Source organism: Mesobacillus boroniphilus JCM 21738, from assembly GCF_000517385.1.
Classification (GTDB): Bacteria; Bacillota; Bacilli; order Bacillales; family Cytobacillaceae; genus Mesobacillus; species Mesobacillus boroniphilus.
On sequence record NZ_BAUW01000051.1, the window covers coordinates 1 to 17167 of the forward strand.

At 44.7% G+C, this 17167-nt stretch carries 15 protein-coding genes and 3 pseudogenes; 8 read left to right on the forward strand and 10 right to left on the reverse strand.

Annotated elements, in window-relative coordinates; all coding sequences use genetic code 11:
- Positions 1-78: 78 nt before the first annotated feature.
- The 3 genes and pseudogenes from JCM21738_RS13805 (at position 79) to JCM21738_RS13815 (ending at position 3296) form a co-directional block, all read left to right on the forward strand.
- A complete protein-coding gene (locus tag JCM21738_RS13805; RefSeq protein WP_023625767.1) occupies positions 79-1290 on the forward strand; it encodes an ABC-F family ATP-binding cassette domain-containing protein in 1212 nt (403 codons plus the stop codon).
- A gap of 174 nt (positions 1291-1464) precedes the next feature.
- Positions 1465-2794 (forward strand): annotated as a pseudogene (locus JCM21738_RS13810) (polysaccharide biosynthesis protein).
- 115 nt (positions 2795-2909) lie between these two features.
- Complete coding sequence (locus JCM21738_RS13815) at positions 2910-3296, forward strand: DUF1284 domain-containing protein (protein ID WP_439646002.1); 387 nt, start codon at positions 2910-2912, stop codon at positions 3294-3296.
- Positions 3297-3309: 13 nt separating this feature from the next.
- Here the strand turns inward: JCM21738_RS13815 and JCM21738_RS13820 are convergent, their stop codons facing one another.
- The gene (locus JCM21738_RS13820) at positions 3310-3969 is read right to left on the reverse strand and encodes a TrkA C-terminal domain-containing protein (RefSeq protein ID WP_023625764.1); all 660 of its coding nucleotides are present in this window, start codon (positions 3967-3969) and stop codon (positions 3310-3312) included.
- Between the two features lie 91 nt (positions 3970-4060).
- Entirely contained in the window at positions 4061-4324 is a 264-nt protein-coding gene (locus tag JCM21738_RS13825) for a YbyB family protein (RefSeq protein WP_023625763.1), read from the reverse strand.
- A 180-nt stretch (positions 4325-4504) separates the two neighbouring features.
- Here JCM21738_RS13825 and JCM21738_RS13830 point away from each other — a divergent pair, with 180 nt between their 5' ends.
- The gene (locus JCM21738_RS13830; RefSeq protein WP_031308047.1) at positions 4505-5443 is read left to right on the forward strand and encodes a magnesium transporter CorA family protein; all 939 of its coding nucleotides are present in this window, start codon (positions 4505-4507) and stop codon (positions 5441-5443) included.
- Between the two features lie 65 nt (positions 5444-5508).
- On the opposite strand, the gene JCM21738_RS13835 is transcribed toward JCM21738_RS13830, so the two are convergent.
- From JCM21738_RS13835 to JCM21738_RS13850, 4 genes and pseudogenes are all read right to left on the reverse strand, one after another.
- Positions 5509-5841 (reverse strand): DUF3243 domain-containing protein, encoded by a 333-nt coding sequence (locus JCM21738_RS13835; RefSeq protein WP_023625761.1) that lies wholly within the window; start codon positions 5839-5841, stop codon positions 5509-5511.
- 494 nt (positions 5842-6335) lie between these two features.
- A pseudogene (gene mscL, locus JCM21738_RS13840) lies at positions 6336-6703 on the reverse strand (large-conductance mechanosensitive channel protein MscL).
- Positions 6704-6810: 107 nt separating this feature from the next.
- Positions 6811-7884 (reverse strand): response regulator transcription factor, encoded by a 1074-nt coding sequence (locus JCM21738_RS13845; RefSeq protein WP_052019722.1) that lies wholly within the window; start codon positions 7882-7884, stop codon positions 6811-6813.
- A 2-nt stretch (positions 7885-7886) separates the two neighbouring features.
- Positions 7887-8309 (reverse strand): hypothetical protein, encoded by a 423-nt coding sequence (locus JCM21738_RS13850; protein WP_035209521.1) that lies wholly within the window; start codon positions 8307-8309, stop codon positions 7887-7889.
- A gap of 207 nt (positions 8310-8516) precedes the next feature.
- Here JCM21738_RS13850 and JCM21738_RS13855 point away from each other — a divergent pair, with 207 nt between their 5' ends.
- Genes JCM21738_RS13855 through JCM21738_RS13865 form a run of 3 tightly spaced genes read left to right on the forward strand, consistent with a single transcriptional unit; the run spans position 8517 to position 10847 of the window.
- Entirely contained in the window at positions 8517-9089 is a 573-nt protein-coding gene (locus JCM21738_RS13855; protein WP_023625758.1) for a DUF6230 family protein, read from the forward strand.
- 15 nt (positions 9090-9104) lie between these two features.
- A complete protein-coding gene (locus tag JCM21738_RS13860; RefSeq protein WP_023625757.1) occupies positions 9105-9497 on the forward strand; it encodes a DUF6114 domain-containing protein in 393 nt (130 codons plus the stop codon).
- Positions 9498-9509: 12 nt separating this feature from the next.
- Entirely contained in the window at positions 9510-10847 is a 1338-nt protein-coding gene (locus JCM21738_RS13865; RefSeq protein WP_023625756.1) for a hypothetical protein, read from the forward strand.
- 40 nt (positions 10848-10887) lie between these two features.
- Here JCM21738_RS13865 and JCM21738_RS13870 read toward each other — a convergent pair whose 3' ends face one another.
- Together JCM21738_RS13870 and JCM21738_RS13875 are read right to left on the reverse strand one after the other, a co-directional pair.
- On the reverse strand, positions 10888-11160 hold the full coding sequence (locus tag JCM21738_RS13870) for an acylphosphatase (RefSeq protein WP_023625755.1): 273 nt from the start codon (positions 11158-11160) through the stop codon (positions 10888-10890).
- A 388-nt stretch (positions 11161-11548) separates the two neighbouring features.
- The gene (locus tag JCM21738_RS13875; RefSeq protein WP_023625753.1) at positions 11549-12781 is read right to left on the reverse strand and encodes an aminopeptidase; all 1233 of its coding nucleotides are present in this window, start codon (positions 12779-12781) and stop codon (positions 11549-11551) included.
- Positions 12782-12981: 200 nt separating this feature from the next.
- Here JCM21738_RS13875 and JCM21738_RS13880 point away from each other — a divergent pair, with 200 nt between their 5' ends.
- Entirely contained in the window at positions 12982-13377 is a 396-nt protein-coding gene (locus tag JCM21738_RS13880) for a hypothetical protein (RefSeq protein WP_023625752.1), read from the forward strand.
- Between the two features lie 256 nt (positions 13378-13633).
- Here JCM21738_RS13880 and JCM21738_RS13885 read toward each other — a convergent pair whose 3' ends face one another.
- A complete protein-coding gene (locus JCM21738_RS13885) occupies positions 13634-14905 on the reverse strand; it encodes an MDR family MFS transporter (protein WP_023625751.1) in 1272 nt (423 codons plus the stop codon).
- 133 nt (positions 14906-15038) lie between these two features.
- Positions 15039-17132: pseudogene (locus JCM21738_RS13890) on the reverse strand (DNA topoisomerase III).
- Between the last annotated feature and the right edge of the window lie 35 nt (positions 17133-17167).

The following is a 17167-nucleotide window of genomic DNA, read 5'->3' on the forward strand; positions in this document are numbered from 1 at the left end:
CTTGCGCTTTTTGTTCTGTTTAAAAACAAACCGGGCGGCGTTAGTGAAAAGGGGGATCGTTAATAGGAGGAAAAAATAATGATAGCATGCAGTATTAATCATATAAGCAAAATGTACGGAGGCAATCTGATATTTGAAGATTTGTCTTTTGAAATAAACGAGAAAGACAGGGTTGGCCTGGTTGGACCAAACGGTTGCGGCAAGACAACTTTGATGAAGCTGATTGCTGGCATGGAAGAGGCTGACCAAGGAAAGATACATTGGAAAAAAGGCTTGAAAATCGGCTACCTTGCCAAGATTCCTGTTTATGAGGAGAGGAAGACCGCCAGGGGAGTCCTGGAAACGGCTTTTGACGAGCTGCTGGCTCTTCAGGAGGAAATGAAGCAACTTGAAACCGAGATGGCAGAAGCCGGTGAGGATTCGCTTAGGCTTGAAAGGCTGCTGGCGAAATATGGTGTTCTCCAGGAGAAGTTTACCCTCGGAGGCGGTTATGAAATGGAAGCAAATATTGACACCATTGCCAACGGTCTGAAGATTGTGGGCTTGCTGGATTCGAATTTTAACAAGCTTAGCGGCGGTGAGAAAACGAAGGTAGGACTGGGATTGAGTTTGCTCCGAAATCCAGATTTGCTGCTTCTTGATGAGCCGACGAACCACCTTGATATTATGGCTGCCGAGTGGCTGGCAGAGTTTTTAAAAGAATACGATGGTACCGTTGTGATCATCTCGCATGACCGTTATTTCCTTGACGAAACAGCAACGAAAATCCTCGACCTTGAAGATGGCGAGATTGATCTTTATCATGCCAATTACTCGGGGTTCATCAAGGAAAAAGAAGCGAAATTGCTGCGGGAATTCCAGGCATTTGAAGAACAGCAACGGAAAATCAAGAAAATGAAAGAGGCAATCAAGCGACTGCGTGACTGGGCGAATAGATCAAACCCGCCAAGTTCGGCGCTCCATAAAAGGGCAACGAACATGGAGAGAGCGCTGGCCAAGATGGAGAAGCTGGACCGGCCGATTTTAAACAGGAAGAAAATGAATTTCGAGCTGGACTCTGGGGCGCGGAGCGGGAAGGACGTGCTCGTCTTCAAAGATGTCCAGAAATCATTTGGAGATAGAGAACTTTTCTCTAAGGTCAATCTCCAGCTCCACTATCAGGACCGTGCGGCGATTGTCGGCGAAAATGGTTCGGGTAAAACAACGCTGCTGAAGTTCGTCCAGGGTGAATTTGCACCTGACCATGGTGAAGTCCGAATCGGAAGCAATGTCAAAATCGGTTACCTATAAAAAAAAAATCCCGCTATAAAAACGAAAAACTCGCTATAAAAACGAAAATTTCGCTATAAAAACCTCCCGTTGATGAAAGACGTACTAATTTTACCCCATATTTACCTTTTCATATTGTCCGGACTTGTCTCATATGTTTATAGGAGTAAATGAGACGGGATTGGGAGAGAAGCTATGAATACTTTTTTAAAAGGGATGTCTATCCTCGTGGTTGCTACTTTTCTTGCAGAAGTGGTTGAGTTCCTTGTCAATATGATTCTCGCAAGGGAGCTTGGGGAAAGCGGGATGGGGCATTACATGACGATATTGCCGACGATTTTCCTGATCATGATGCTCGCGAGCTTTGAGCTGCCGGTGTCGATTTCAAAGATGATTGCAGAAAGATGAGTCTTACCACCGGAGCATGATCAAACATGCAATCAGGCTGGCGGTGGTTTTTACTGCAGTTTTACTTATTGCGGCTGCTATTGTGCTTCCGATCATTCCTGTGTTCAAGGATTATCACCCCCTGCTAAAATGGGTCGTGCTTTCACTGATACCGGTAATGACGATTTCCGCAATCGCCAGGGGATTTTTCATGGGAAAACAGGATATGGGAAAAATCGCGATTTCCCATTTTCTGAGAAGGGCTGTCCAGCTCCTTCTGCTCTCAGCACTTTTTCAGTTTTTTGAATTTGGAAGCGAAACGGCTCTTCTTGTTGCCTTTTGCACACTGGCGGGCAGCGAACTCGTCGTCTTCCTTTATCTATTACACTATTTCATTATGTCTTATCAGAGGATTAAAAGTGTTCCAGGTAAGCATGTAGGCGGGCGAGAGGTGAGAAAGAGCCTTGTGGAGGTTTCCGTGCCGACGACCGGCCTGAGAATTTTTCATTCGCTGACGCATGCTGTCCAGCCATTTCTGATCAAATTTGCAATTGTCAGTGCCGGCTTATCATCCGAAATGGCAACTGAACAATTCGGAATGATGGCGGGAATCGCGATGACGATTGGATTCTTCCCGGCATTCATTGCTCATTCGTTCCTGATCATCCTGATTCCAACCGTGTCGAAGGCCTATGCGGAAAAAGAGTTCTTCAAGCTGCAAAAATTGCTGCAGCAGGTGATGCTGCTGACATTGCTTTATGGATTGCCGGCTGTAACTGCTTTTTACTTTCTTGCAGAGCCTCTGACCAATACCTTCTTTCATTCTAAGCAGGCAGCAGTATTTTTGCAGCTGCTGGCGCCATACTTCCTGTTCCACTATTTCACTATCCCGATGCAGGCTTTTTTAATCGGGCTCGGCTTGGTGAAGGATGCCTTTATCCACTCTGTCTATGCAACGATTGTTACCTTTTCTCTGATTTACCTGGTCGGCTCAAAGCCGGAATGGGGGATGGAAGGAGTAATCGTCGGCATGAATACTGGCAGTATGGTCATTCTGCTGCTGCATTACCTGACGATTTGCAAAAAAATCGGCATTACCTGGATGGCTAAGAGCGTAATCAAAGATTCCAGATATTAAAAGGAAAACAAAGATTTTCGCAGAATTATTTATACAGATGGATTTTTTCAGGAGTGATGAAGTGGAAAAAGTATTGCGCGGGCACCATCTTCTCTGTGTGCATGGTTTCAGGGGAATGGGGTACAGCCCGGAGTTTGTGAAGAAGATGGAAAGCATCGTAAAAGATATACGGGATCATGAGCAGGATTTTTACATAAAGGTGGTTGCAGCATTCGATGACGCCTGCATGTCTTGTCCGCATAGGGGCCTTGAGATATGTGAGGCAAGAGAGGATTCCAATGAGCATGTTTTGTCGATGGACGGGAAAGTCATTCGCCATTTAGGTCTCGTGCCCGGAGAACGTTATTTAAAATCGGATTTGGTAAATTGGACTGCAGAAAAGGTTGAACCTGATGACCTTGATGAATTATGCAAAAACTGTTCCTGGCTGCAATACGGAGTTTGCAAGGAAGGGATAGCTGAACTTCGAAAAAATAAAAAATGCCTGACTCGTAATGGTTGATATAACCATCGTGTCAGGCATTTTCAAATATTTCTTCTATCCTTGTGTTATTGCCGTATAAAACTAGTTTGTCGCCAGGCTCCAATCTGGTCTCATATGCTTTGTTGCGGATATTGATTGCGCCTCTATTGATAAAAAGGAGCATAACATCATCCTCTTTGTCCACTATTTGATCAAAAGTCTTATCTGCGAATCGGGAATCTTCATTTAAAGATATTTCCCTGACCTCATCCTCCTCGTCCATCAAAAGGACATCACTGATTGGCAAGTCTGCCAACTCGTAATTCTCCTTCAATTCGCTTTTCATCTTTTGGCCCATCATTCTTTGTATGAGTGGTGCTCTCAACACAAATAAAAGCACTAAAAGTCCGCCTGCGATATAGGCAATTTCCATCGTGTAAAAATTATCCGTCAGCAGATTGCTGATTGCCGAAATGATCACAGCAAGCGAGAATGCTCCAAACAGAATCAAAAATGCCCCCAATCTTCTTCTGACAGGATGGTCAATGATCAATTCAGATTCTCCTGTGGTAAAACCAGTTCCGGTTAACATGGATATAACCTGGAATCGGGCAATTTTCCGGTCAAGGCCGGTCGCCACAAATATAGAAGTGTTAATCTCAATCACAGTAAACACAATGAACAGATAAATAAATATGAAAAGAATACCCAATGACCTCCATCCCCCCTCGCACTATCTAGTATTGATCGACGAGGTGTGAATTAAACAAAAATAGACCGGGGATGTGATTCCCCGGATATTTTTATCGTTGTTCTTGAAGATTCTCGTTGTAGTAGTTCACTCCGTACATTGCGCCTTCGCTGACCATCTTGTTATCTTCAACGTCCATCGGGTCAGGATTTCCGGCTTTTTGTACAGGAACAACACTAGTCTTCGTTGGCATGAGTTTTTCTTTTACCTGTGTTGCCATCTCGGTAAGTTTCGTTTTATTTTCCGGTTTCATCGCCATCCATAATGCTGCGGCTCCAACACCCAGCATGACGGCATTTTTAGCTTTTGCTTGCATATTAATCCCTCCTATAATGGTTAATCTGTTTTTGTCTATACTCCTTTTTACCCGCTCTATAAATTTCAGAAACATTTTTAAAATGGAAGGTCTGCCAAGTATTGCAACGAGTCGTTTCAAGCTGGCTGATATAGGGAAGATTAGTAGTTAGTTGATAAACATATGAAAGGTCTGAGACCATTGAAACATACATTTAATGATCACAAGTGGATGTGGTATGAATACGAGAGAGATGACGAAGAGAAGGTCAGAGAGTTGGTTTCAACGGATCTGTCCATTGGAGAATGGCTTGAGAACATACAAGAACGTGAGGCCAATCTTCTCGATCTCAATACTGAGACAAGAGGCGAGGAATACATCTGGGGATCTTTAATTTATAAGCAAGATATTGAAGAAAAGGGCGAGAAGAACATCTTTCATTTTTATATAGGCAAGGACTTCTTTATAACTGTTGATTTTGATTTTTCGATTCTTGATGTAAGTCCAGTTGGAGTACACAAACAAATGAATCAAGCTGATAATGCAGTTGAAGGCTTTTTCATTCTTCTGGGTAAAGTTTTATCGAGCTATTTGCAAAAGATTGATGCCTATGAAGAACGGCTCCATGATCTGTTATGGGAGATGAAGGAACAGAATAACCTTCAGATTTTGGAGAAAATCTATGAAAATCGACATGAACTCCTGGTGTGGAAAAACCTGGTTATCCCGATTGTGGAATTAAGGTTCATCGCAGTAGAGGCATACGGGAAAGGCATCCAGGATCAGGCCGAATTTCACCGGGTTGAAACCCGTGTAGAGCGTATAAGGATGTTGCTGAGCGAATACCAGCAGGCAATCGATACGATGATCAATCTGGAAGAAGTCGTCTCGACCCATAGAGGAAATGAAATCATGAAGACGCTGACGGTCATGACCATCCTGTTTACCCCGGTGACGGCCTGGGGCGCGGTATGGGGAATGAATTTCAAAGTCATGCCGGAGCTGGAATGGAAATTTGGCTATGTATTTGCGGGTGTGTTGATATTCGCTTCAACAGCTGGGCTCTATTATTATTTGAAGGTCAAGGGCTGGATGGGAGACATCTTGAGAGTGAAAAAGAAGAACAGGTTCTTTGGATGACGCTCATTGCGAAACAGCTACCCAGCTATGAAAAGAAAAAATCGCCCAGAGAGTGGGCGATTTTCTTATTCAGCCAATTTCACCAACATGTGGGCAAGAGCATGCTGTTCCTCTTTCGTGCCAACCTTCCATAACTCCTGCAGCAGCTGTTCTTCTTTATTGCGAGGTGTCACGTTCTCGGCAAGATAATCGGCAACCTTTTCAGCCGTTTTCGCAAGTTGTTCTTCATTCAGACCAGCAGTCTTGCCAAGCTTGATGCGTTTGTTTAAATAAGTTCGGAACCCATTAAAATCTCCAAGGATCTCATCCGCCTGCTGTGTATCCATTCGTTCGAGGGTTTCATCCACCTTGCTAGTATCGACTTCGCCATCTTTATGAATCATATGATCTTTTTCCATATAAAAACCTCCTTTTAACAGATCGTTATTCAATACCCTGAAGCCGGAATCTAGTAAACCTGGAGAAGAACATTCAGTAGAGAGGTTGAAAAAGGAAAAATTCCTAAAGCAGAATTTTTCCTTAGCTTGCAATTTAATAATTAGGCGAAAAGAGCTTTAATCAAAAAAGGTGCGGGCCACTTGGCCTGCACCTTTTTTGAGTCCGACATACGGACGATGGGAGGAGTATTCAATTGTTGCTATTCAATTTGCGCTCTGGGGTAAATCGATCTTAAATGTACCGATTTAAGACCAGCGTGCCTTGAGACAGCAGCGCGAATCTTCCTCCGCTTGCATAGCCAATGACGTATTCCGAAGTCGCCGTAAAGTCTTTCAACTCAACCAGTCCCTTCCTTACTAGTATTGGCCTTGCACTATATATATACCCGGGGTTAAATCACCGAAAACTCACTAAACTTAATAAAAAGTTGGTATTGTATCCAATAATAGGAAAATTAGATTTGTTTTTGTTCCTTCAGAAGATCGCGGATTTCTTTTAAAAGCTCTTCTTTAACATCAGGTGTCGGTGCTGCAGGCTTTGCTTCTTCCTTTCTCCTGTAGCGGTTGATGATTTTCACAAAGAAGAAAATCGCAAAGGCGGTGATGAAAAAGTTTACGACGGCTTGGAGAAACGAACCGTATGCAACCACTTTGTATGTAAGGTCAGAAAAATCTTTGCCGAAAGTAGCGAGCCCGACAAGCGGCATGATAATGTCATCGACAAGTGAAGAAACGATTTTCCCGAACGCAGCCCGATGATGACTCCGACAGCCAGATCCAGAACATTCCCCTTAAAGGCGAATTTTTTGAACTCATTCCACATTTAAGATACCCCCAAAATATAATATCTCTTATATTCTGCGAGATTGTAAGGCAAAAAGCAATAGGGCCTGCTCCCCTGAATGGTGGCAGACCCAGTGTGTTTTTGTTTTACTGAATCAATCTCATCTTTAGCGCTTTTACGGCCGCATCAATCCGGTTTTTGGCATCAAGTTTCTGGATGATTGCTGAAATATAATCACGTACGGTGTAGGAGCTGAGGTGAAGGGCTTCGGCCGCTTCATTGATGGAAGCACCTTCGGCAATCAGCTTTAGCACCTCACGTTCACGGATGGTCAGGACGGCGCGCTGGACGCCGAAAAGCTGGACGGCATCCTCATAATACTGATTCAGCAATTCACCGCCATATTGTCCGAACTTGATAAGGGCGGTGAGAGTTTGATTGTTGACGGTAAATGATGTATTTTCTCCACGGTCAAGCAGTGCGAGACCAATCAGTTTGTTTTCGGCAGGCACGTAAATTGGCAGGACGACCAATGATTTCAGGCTGTAATCGTGGACGTATTTTCCAGGCAGTATTTCAGCTGCATCTTCGATAAAAATCGGTTTTGAATGGCTGAAATGCTTTAGGTATTTTGTCAGCAGCGGAAATCCGGCAATGCTTTCCTTGATATGCTGCACAGATCCTGTATTGACGTTATGGGCATGGACGCCGACACCGCTGTGCTCCCCCGGGGAATAAATGAAAAGGGCGCAGCGTGAGAATGGCAGATAATCGACCAAACCCTGGGTGATCATTTTAACCGCTTCCGATGCACTTTGAGAATGGATCAGCCGCTGCTGGAACAGAAGGGTGGCATCCTTCCATTCAAGCTCGCTTTCCAGGTGATTGAGCTTCATCTGTTTCAGATACATTTTTCGAAGCGTCTCTTTTTGTTCCTCTGTCACGGTCTCCGCTTTCTCCTTCACACAGATTAACAGCGTTTCAGTCAGGCAGGGAATCGAAATAATTTGAGGGTGATCCTGACCTGGTGACAACAATCTGGAAAGCGCCATCGCCAGGTCTGAAGCATGTTCCGCTTGAAGTCCTTCACACATGGTGACCAGCTGTTCATTCGCCACCAGTTCATCAGCACATACAACTTTGTTAACCTTGCATTGTGATTTTTCATTGCGGATGACCGCCAGCCATTTGCTCGGAACTGCACGCAGACTCAACATCATCTTCAGCCATTTGTCATCCTGGTATTCCAGCTGCTGCGTGTGCAGGACCTTGTCGAGAATTTTTGTAAAAAAACCTGGACCGCTTGATGCTCAAGGAATCCAGCATTTTCTCTTTTTAAAACTTTATGAAATAAGTTTTCAACTGCACTGATCAGAAAGATGGAGTCAAAATCATCGACAAATTCGGGATGGCGCTTTTGCCATCTAAGGACTAATAAATGGATAAAATCATTTGAAGATTCAAAAGTGTTCTGTGAAAGGTTATTGAAGCCATAGACAATCATGCTTTCAAACTCAGATACAAGCTCGTTTTGCCAGGCTTTCATGTCCTTCTTTAGATGGGACCATTCTTTAAGAAACGGTTTCTCGCATTCTTTTAAAAGAAATAAACCTTTCATGGCCAAATCCTCAATCTTATGTTCCATCAGGCAACCTCACTCTCAAATTCTGGTAAAATAACATTCGTTTAAAAATTCAGATTTTTGTCCGTCACTACTTTATACCCCGTCATTTAACGGGGTTAACACGTTATTAACGATTTTTTTCGGAGTTGTAGGCTTGATTTATCGGGGATATGTTATAAGTAAGAATTAATTTTGAATTTTAAAAATATTTAAGTGGAGGTGGCTTCCTTGAACGGAGCTGTCGTAATGGAAAGCAAGACGAATAAGAAGGTTTTCTGGGGTGCCCTGGCAGCAGGACTTCTTGCGCTTGGGGTCCTGCTGGTGTCATTCGGTTTATCGGGTGTCGCATATGCAGTACCGATTGCCGGTGTAGGTGATTTTTATGTAGAGTTTGACAAGCTTGAAGGTGAGGGCTATAAGTTCTATCCAAAACTTGGTGAAACGAGCAGTTCAGATGCAACGCCACAAGGAACGAATATCATTGAAAAACTAACGATCGACAACCTGCAATTATACAAGGATTTTCAGGTAGGCGGGGAATGGATTCGGGTGAAAATTCAGGCTTCAAAACCTGTACAAATTTCCGGACTTCAGCATGATGCTGGCTTGATTGAGGCGAACGCCAAGTTCCAAAACCTTGCGCTTGCAGAAAACAACAGCACGGACTGGACAAAGCAATTCCAGCAGACATCAAGCACCATCATCCTTGAGGATGCCAAGCTGAAGACACATTACTTATTCCAGGAAACCATTAATATGGCCGGCATGAAACTGACAGTGGAAAAAATCGATAAGAAATAATCGAGGTGATATGTAATGGTTTTTAAAAAATGGAGGCATACAAGGCCTTTTTTTGGAGCGATTTTAACAGTCTTAAGCGGCCTGATGATATTATGGGTGCCATTGAACCTGTATCTCAGCACCTTTCTCCCAGGATCAGTTGCCGTCATCGGCTTGCTGTTTGGCGGGCTGATCACGCTGATGGGACTGATGTCCTTCTTTTTGCCAAGTGCCTCCAAAGCATTGGGCATTATCGTGATTTTCTTGTCGATCCTATCCGTCATCGGCGCTCTGGGCGGCTTTCTGTTCGGAACGGTATTCGGAATCATCGGCGGGGCTTTGCTGACAGCCTGGCGGATGGTGCCTGCGGAAGAAACAGCGGGAACACCAAGTTCTGACGTGCCGGCGCAATCTGCCAAAACTGGTTAAAGGGGAGACAATATGAAGCTAGTAAAACATCGATTATTTTTAATAGTGATGAGTATTCAGCTTGCTGCATTATCATTATTCCCTTTTATCGGAAAAGCAGATGCAGCCGTCACTGACGCAGAGGGTTTCATTATCCAGGCTGATAGAGTAGTAGGAGAAAATATGAAAGCAATGGTTGTGGCCGGCGAGACATCCGGCTCAAATGCCAAGCCGATGCTGCGGATTACGTACGATTCCGCACAGATTTATGGCATGAAACTGATAAAGCAGTTCGCGACTCCTGGAGGGACTGTAAGCATCACGATGAAAGCAAGCGGTCCGGTTACTATAAAAGGAATGCAGGTCGATGCCAGTGCCATTTCATTCAAAGGAGCCTGCGTCCATGCTGCTAAGGTAATCCCGAATGCCGCACTCGAAGGAGTGACGATGGTCGCCCATTATATGAAAGCAGCCAACAGCAGCCTCGACCAGCTTAAGCTGCAGACAGTAAATGGCCATGGCGGAGTCCAGAAACCGGGTACCTTGAAAATTTTGCAGGATCTCGGATCGATGCCATTTGAACAGATGAATAAGGAAATCAAGAAAATCACATCCGGACAATTGCCTTTAACATGTGAAGGCGCTTCTGAGGAAGATTCTGAGGTAGTGGAGGATACAGTAGGGGCAGTGACACAGCCAGTCGATGACCTCCTAGACGAAGTAACCGACCCGCTTGATGGAACAATTGGAAAAGTCACCGATCCTCTCGATGATACTGTGGGGAAAGTGACAGACCCGCTGAAAGACACGATTGACAAGCTAACAAATCCACTAGAAGATACTATTGGCAAAGTGACAGACCCGCTAAAAGATACGGTAGGGAAGGTGACAGATCCACTTAAAGGTACAATAGGAAAAGTAACTGGCCCGATAGAGGGTAAGGTCGATAAGGTGGCGACTCCTGTGGAAGAGGCTGTCGGCAAAGTAACTGAGCCTGTAAAGGATGTCGTCAAGGGAACGACGGACACGGCAAAAAAAGTGACAGAACCTGTAGTCGAGCCCGTCAAGAAAACAGTGGATGAAACAGCTAAAACTGCGTGCGAAAAGCTGGAGGCAGTGAATGGCGGATGGATTACAAAGGAGCTGGCGCTCGAATTGATCGACAAAGCGCTCGCAGAAAATAAAATGCTTGATGAATTGTGCCCGACAGACGCAACATTGACAAAACAGCTTGAAGAATGGACAGAGGGGATGCTTGATTCTCTCGGACTTCTGTCACTTCTCGGGTTGAACCCAAGCGAAGAAGACCAGCTCAAGAAGTTGAGGGAGGCCATTTTAAAAGAGCCTGATGGATCGATCATAGACTTTTAATTTTTACACAACAAAGGCAGAGGATGATTCCTCTGCCTGTTTAATATTTTATTGCAAATGACTTATAGGTTTCGGTTTTCTCTGTTTCGTTCACTTCAATATGGTCAACAGTGGAGAAAGGATTGCCCCTGCGTACCTCATCAATGAACTTTTCAAGGTCAGCTCTAGAACCAGAAGCAAGAATTTCCACGCCGCCTTCCTGAAGATTCTTTACCCAGCCCGTAACACCAAACTGAATTGCTTTCATTTGAGTATAATACCGATACCCCACACCCTGAACCTCACCAGTCACAATAATTTGTAATTGGATCAAGACGTCGCCCCCAGATAAACGAATAGGTTAACAATATATCTATGTTTTATGTAATAATTTCTTGGTAACTTTATTATAGCACAGTGCTTTGGGGTACATAAGCTGAAAAACAAGGAATGCCTATAATAAAGACATTCTTCATGGATGTGCAGAAAATCATTTTTCAAAAATAAGGAGAGTGTCGCCGTTGCATTACCCCAAACGGCAGAAGGAAAGGAAAAAGGGAAAAAGGAAAGCCGTTGCATTCCCCCAAATGGCAGAAGGAGAGGAAAAAGGGTAAAAGGAAGACAGTTATATTGCCTCAACGGCAGAAGGGATCGCGAACTGGCGAGAAGTTAAAAAAACAGCCGAACAAAATGTCCGGCCGTTAGCTTAAATATATCCAATCTTACAACGCCCAGTCTCCATTTCGGAACACTGGCTCAGCATTTCCATCAGCGGTGATGCCGTCGATGTCCATTTTATCGGAGCCGATCATGAAGTCGACGTGCGTGATGCTTTCGTTCAGTCCGTTTTCAGCTAGTTCTTCTGAAGACATTCTCTTGCCGCCTTCAACGCAGAATGCATAAGCACTGCCGATTGCGAAGTGATTTGACGCGTTTTCATCAAACAATGTGTTGAAAAACAGTACGTTTGATTGTGAAATTGGCGAGTTGAAAGGTACAAGGGCAACTTCACCAAGATAGTGTGAGCCTTCGTCCGTAGCCACAAGCTGCTTGAGGATTTCTTCGCCTTCCTCAGCTTCGACACCTACGATTTTTCCATTTTCAAAAGTAAGCTTGAAGTTGTCGATGATGTTTCCGCCGTAGCTAAGCGGCTTCGTGCTTGATACATAGCCGTTCACGCCAGTTTTCAACGGTACAGAGAAGACCTCTTCAGTCGGCATGTTTGCCATGAACTCGTTGCCTTGCTCGTTCACGCTGCCAGCACCAACCCAGATATGCTTTTCAGGAAGCTCAACTGTCAGGTCTGTGCCTGGTGCTTTATAATGAAGCTTCTTGTAACGCTTGCTGTTCAGGTAATCAACTTTTTCATGAAGGGAAGCGTCATGGTCTTTCCAAGCTGCGACCGGATTTTCAGTATCCACGCGGACTGCCTTGAAGATTGCATCCCAAAGCTTCTGAACAGCTGTTTCAGCAGTCTCCTCAGGGAACACCATTTTTGCCCATCCTTCAGAAGGAACCGCAATGACTGTCCAGCTTACTTTATCGGATTGTATGTATTTGCGATATTTAGAAAGAGCCGTTCCGGCAGCTTTCTGGAAGCTTGCAATACGCTCAGACTTCACACCTTTCAAAAGGTCAGGACTTGAAGAAACGATTGACATGAATGCCGCTCCATTTTCCGCAAGCTCTTCCACTTCGCGCGCGCGCCATTCCGGATACTCGTTGAAAGCCTCATCAGGTGCAAGATCATATTTTGTTCTGTTAACAGTGTCATCATTCCAGTTTACAACGACGTTTTTAGCGCCTGCTTCGTATGCCTTTTTCACCACAAGACGGACAAACTCAGCTGAATCAAGCATGGTATTGATGACAAGCGTCTGGTCCTTCTGGATGTTAACGCCAACCTTGACAGCAAGGTCTGCATATTTTTCTAAATTCGTTTGGAAATCACTCATTTATTTCGCCCCTTTTCTGAATCTTCTTTTATATTGTAACGATTTTATAGGAAAAAAGAAACTTAAGACATTCGACTTAACTAGATATTGATAAGTCTTCCTTTCTGTCTAAAATTGCTAGCCTATCAAACTGGCATCCTGGCAGCAGCGTAGGGTAAAATAGAGCGGTATACAAAAGGGGTATAGGAGGATTTTTTTACATGAAATTCGATGTTGTCTTGTTGCGGCTATCCGCGATTTACGCTTTCGTTGGCGCGTTCATGGGCTCGCATATGGCAGGTGCCGGAGACTATGCAATCCGCCCGGTCCATGCGCATATATTGGTTGTCGGCTGGCTGAGTCTATTTGCATTCTCCAGTTACTACCGTTCCTACGCGGTGCCGACAACTTCAAAACTAGCATTATTCCATGTCTGGACAGCAATCATTGGAAGCTTCGGCTTGACCTTGGGTATGTGGCTTTATAACGTGAAGCCATTCCCGCTGCCAGAAACATTCACAATGGTGTTTTATATCGTCGGTGGATCCACTTTGCTGCTAAGCTTTCTGCTATTTGTGTTCATGACATTCAAGTATAGCGATGCAAAGGTAAAATAATAGAGAAAAATCCATGCAGAAATAGGTTCTGCATGGATTTTGTCCGCTGGATAAGTTTCACTAATATATGGACCACTTTATCAGCCTATCAGCATCATTTCTTTAGTATATTGGCGAAAATAAAAATAATTCGACCACTTCTTCAAATTATTCGACCACATTTCAGAATAATTCGACCACATTTTGAATTATTTCGACCACATTTTCCAATAATTCGACCAACTCGATAATACTGCTTATATCTGAACTGTCATTCTCATGAAATCCCTGTTGCCTTCCTACTTTCATACATCCGGAACATCACCCAGAACAGCACCGCGCTTAAAACGGCGAGAATGCTCAAAATTGTGAAGGTCCAGCCATAGCCGATCCAAACAGTCAAAGGAATGCTGATTGGCGCGATCGTCCTGCCAATCGTATATCGCAATGAAGCGGCCGCAAAGTACTGGCCGCGCATTTGTTCAGGTGCCAGGTTGGAAATGAAGGTTTGCTGCAAACCTGCAGTCATCAGTTCAGCCAATGTGAATACAGCCATTGCTGCAATCAGCCCCCAAATCCAGCTCGTGGCACCGAACATCAATATCGCGACTGCATAAATGAGCGATGACAAAACAAACACATTCCGTTCGCGGAAACGAGTCACCCATCTCGTTACAACGACAGTAAAGAGGGCAACCAGCAAGCCATTTTCAGATAAAATTAAGCCAAATGCCTGCTCGCCATTTACTGTGAATACTTTGCTGCCGAGTTCGAGCACGGTTTGATTATGCACTGTATCCTTTGTATAAACAGGGAATAACAGATCAAGCTGCATGAACGTCTGAGCCGCTAAAATCCCTGCGATGATGAACATGAGAAAAATTTTATCCTGGACAATGACCTTGTAATCGGCAATTTGATCCTTTAGGAAGTCATACCATTTTCCATTCTCCGCACGTGCCTGCCTGGCTGAAGCAGGTACCGTTTCACGCGTCCATTTTGCGAGGACAAGCGCAAGCAGGATGGAGATAATCGCTACTGCTATCATTAATTCAAACCGATATTTTACATAAAAAATGGTTCCGAGAATCGGGCCGACTACAACGGCGATATTGATCTGTGTATAAAAAATCGCGAATACACTGCTGCGGTCTTTTTCCGGGACCACGTCCGCAACCATCGCCTGGCTGGCCGGCCAGTAAATGGAGCCGAACATACCGACGAGCGTAAAGCAGATGAACCCGAGCATCGGCGAGGTGAACCATGGTGAAACCGCGTAGGCAAAAACAAGGAAGGCAATTCCCTGGCCAAAAGCTGAGATCACCATCATCCGTTTGCGCCCGAACCGGTCAGCGGTATATCCGCCCATCAAATTGGCGAATACCGAAAAGACCTGGGATAAGACGAGCAGGAACCCCGCGTTGCCTTTCCCGAAACTTTCAGCAAAATATATCGTTAAAAACGGGAAAAACATCCAAAATGTTATATTCATTAAAGCTTCGCCAAACAAGCGAATCTTCAAGTTGCGATCCCAATCCCTAATCCTCATGATGTTTCTCCTTTTATATCTAAATAACAACAACGAATATCATACTACTTCTAAGGAATTTTTTACAAGATAAATTCAATCATCATCGCAAATGAAAAAGCGGCACACAATGGCCGCTTTTGACACAACTATTTTAATCCTTATCCTCCATCGCAGCTTTCAGCAAGTCTCCGAGACTGGTACCGAAATTTTCCTGGGATGGTGAGTATTTTTCCTTCAGCTTGCGCTCCTCCCGTTTGGATACGCCTTTTTTCTTCTTATCCTCGGCCTTTTCAACGACATTGCAGCGGCGGCACTGGAAGTATGCGCCTGCCTTGCCGTTGTGGATTTCCATCCGTTTGTGGCACTGAGGACAGCGTCTTTGCGAAAGCTTAGGGTCCTTATGTTTGCGGAAATTGCATTCAGCGCTTGAGCAGACGAGGATGCGTCCGTCCTTTGTCTTTCGTTCCTTCATGAACTCCCCGCATTCAGGACATTTTGAGCCAGTCAGGTTATGGGCGCGATAGGTCTTGTCGCTCGTCTTGATTTCTGATACAAGACGAGCGGTCTGCTCGCGGATTCGTTTCTTGAAAGCCTTAGGATCACCTTTGCCGCGTGCGATCTCTTCAAGTTCCTTTTCCCATTTTGCCGTCAGTTCTGGGGAAGTCAGTTCATCGTTTACCAGGTCGATGAGCTGCTTGCCTTTTTTCGTTGGATAGAGGCGGCCGTTCTGGCGTTCCACTACCTCAGACGAAATTATCCGCTCAATGATTTCAGCCCGTGTTGCTGGAGTGCCAAGTCCGAATTTCTCCATTTTTGCAAGGATATCCGATTCAGATAGGCGAAGCGGCGGCTCGGTCATCTTTTTATTCATAGTAATCTGGCCAACTGGGTAGCTCTTGCCTTTTTCCAGGTGTCCCAGTGATTGGGTACCTGCTTCATCATCGTCTTTTCCAAGAACCTTTTTAAAACCGAGCTCAAGAATATTCGTTTCCCGAGCTGACAGTGATTCTCCTTCGACATCGAAGTTGGCATGAACCACTTCATACTGATAAGCCGGGTAAAATAAAGCCAGGAATCGGCGGACGATTAAATCATATAGCTTCCGTTCATCCGGTGATAAATCAGCAAGGTGAAGCCGTTCCTCTGTCGGGATGATCGCATGGTGGTCGGTTACTTTTTCATTATTAAACACGCGGCGCGCCTGGACTTTTCCTTTTTGGGCAAGGGCAGGCTTCGCTTCGTCACGATAGCCTGACATGATTCCCTGCAGGCGGTCCGCCATTGTCGCTTCCATATCGGTCGTCAAATAACGTGAATCCGTCCTAGGTAGGTGACGAGCTTATGCTGCTCATATAGACCTTGCAGAACATTGGATGTTTTCTTGGCAGAGAAGCCGAAGCGTTTATTGGCATCACGCTGCAGTTCTGTCAGGTCATAAGGAAGCGGCTGAGGTTCTGATTTTTGCTTGCGATCCAGTGACTTCAACAAAGCTTTCTTATTGGAGAGCTTCTTTTGAATCTGTTCTGCTTTTTCTTTTGAAAAAATCCGTTTTTCGCCTTTATTTTCCCATTCAGCATTCAATGAGCCGACCTTCGCTGGATTGTCCAGTACTCCTTCGGCACGAACTTATTGATTTCATCTTCACGTTCCAGAACCATCGCGAGTGTCGGTGTCTGGACACGGCCGGCAGATAGGGGGTCCTTGAATTTCGTTGTCAAAGCCCTCGAAACATTCAGTCCGATCAGCCAGTCAGCTTCAGCGCGGCAGACAGCGGATTCATACAAGTCTTCAAACTGCTTTCCAGGTTTAAGATTTTTAAAACCGACCTTAATGGCGCGGTCTGTTTGCGATGAAATCCACAGTCGCTTGATTGGTTTCTTCCAGTTGATGCGCTGGAGAATCCATCTGGCAACAAGCTCACCCTCACGCCCAGCGTCAGTCGCGATGATGAATTCGCCGACATCCTTGCGTTCAGCAAGATGCTCAATTGCCTTGAACTGATGGCTCGTCTGCTTTATCACCTTCAGCCCCATTTTATCAGGATGATCGGCAGCTCCTCTAGCTTCCATACTTTATATTTTGGGTCATAATTCTCGGGCATCTTCAATTCAATCAAGTGGCCAAGCGCCCAGGTGACGATATATTGATTCCCTTCGAAATAGCTTTTATGAGTTTTATTGCAGCCAAGTACACGCGCAAGCTCGCGGGCAACACTTGGTTTTTCTGCAAGTACTAATGATTTCATGATTGCTCCTTTCAAAACGAAACAGTTTTGCTTAT

Coding starts and splice junctions, on each gene's coding strand:
- JCM21738_RS13850 (WP_035209521.1), bottom strand. CDS start 8,309: ATGGAACATAAGATTGAGGATTTGGCCATGAAAGGTTTATTTCTTTTA.
- JCM21738_RS13875 (WP_023625753.1), bottom strand. CDS start 12,781: ATGAGTGATTTCCAAACGAATTTAGAAAAATATGCAGACCTTGCTGTC.
- JCM21738_RS13825 (WP_023625763.1), bottom strand. CDS start 4,324: ATGCAAGCAAAAGCTAAAAATGCCGTCATGCTGGGTGTTGGAGCCGCA.
- JCM21738_RS13865 (WP_023625756.1), top strand. CDS start 9,510: ATGAAGCTAGTAAAACATCGATTATTTTTAATAGTGATGAGTATTCAG.
- JCM21738_RS13860 (WP_023625757.1), top strand. CDS start 9,105: ATGGTTTTTAAAAAATGGAGGCATACAAGGCCTTTTTTTGGAGCGATT.
- JCM21738_RS13805 (WP_023625767.1), top strand. CDS start 79: ATGATAGCATGCAGTATTAATCATATAAGCAAAATGTACGGAGGCAAT.
- JCM21738_RS13880 (WP_023625752.1), top strand. CDS start 12,982: ATGAAATTCGATGTTGTCTTGTTGCGGCTATCCGCGATTTACGCTTTC.
- JCM21738_RS13835 (WP_023625761.1), bottom strand. CDS start 5,841: ATGGAAAAAGATCATATGATTCATAAAGATGGCGAAGTCGATACTAGC.
- JCM21738_RS13885 (WP_023625751.1), bottom strand. CDS start 14,905: ATGAGGATTAGGGATTGGGATCGCAACTTGAAGATTCGCTTGTTTGGC.
- JCM21738_RS13815 (WP_439646002.1), top strand. CDS start 2,910: ATGGGGTACAGCCCGGAGTTTGTGAAGAAGATGGAAAGCATCGTAAAA.
- JCM21738_RS13845 (WP_052019722.1), bottom strand. CDS start 7,884: ATGATGTTGAGTCTGCGTGCAGTTCCGAGCAAATGGCTGGCGGTCATC.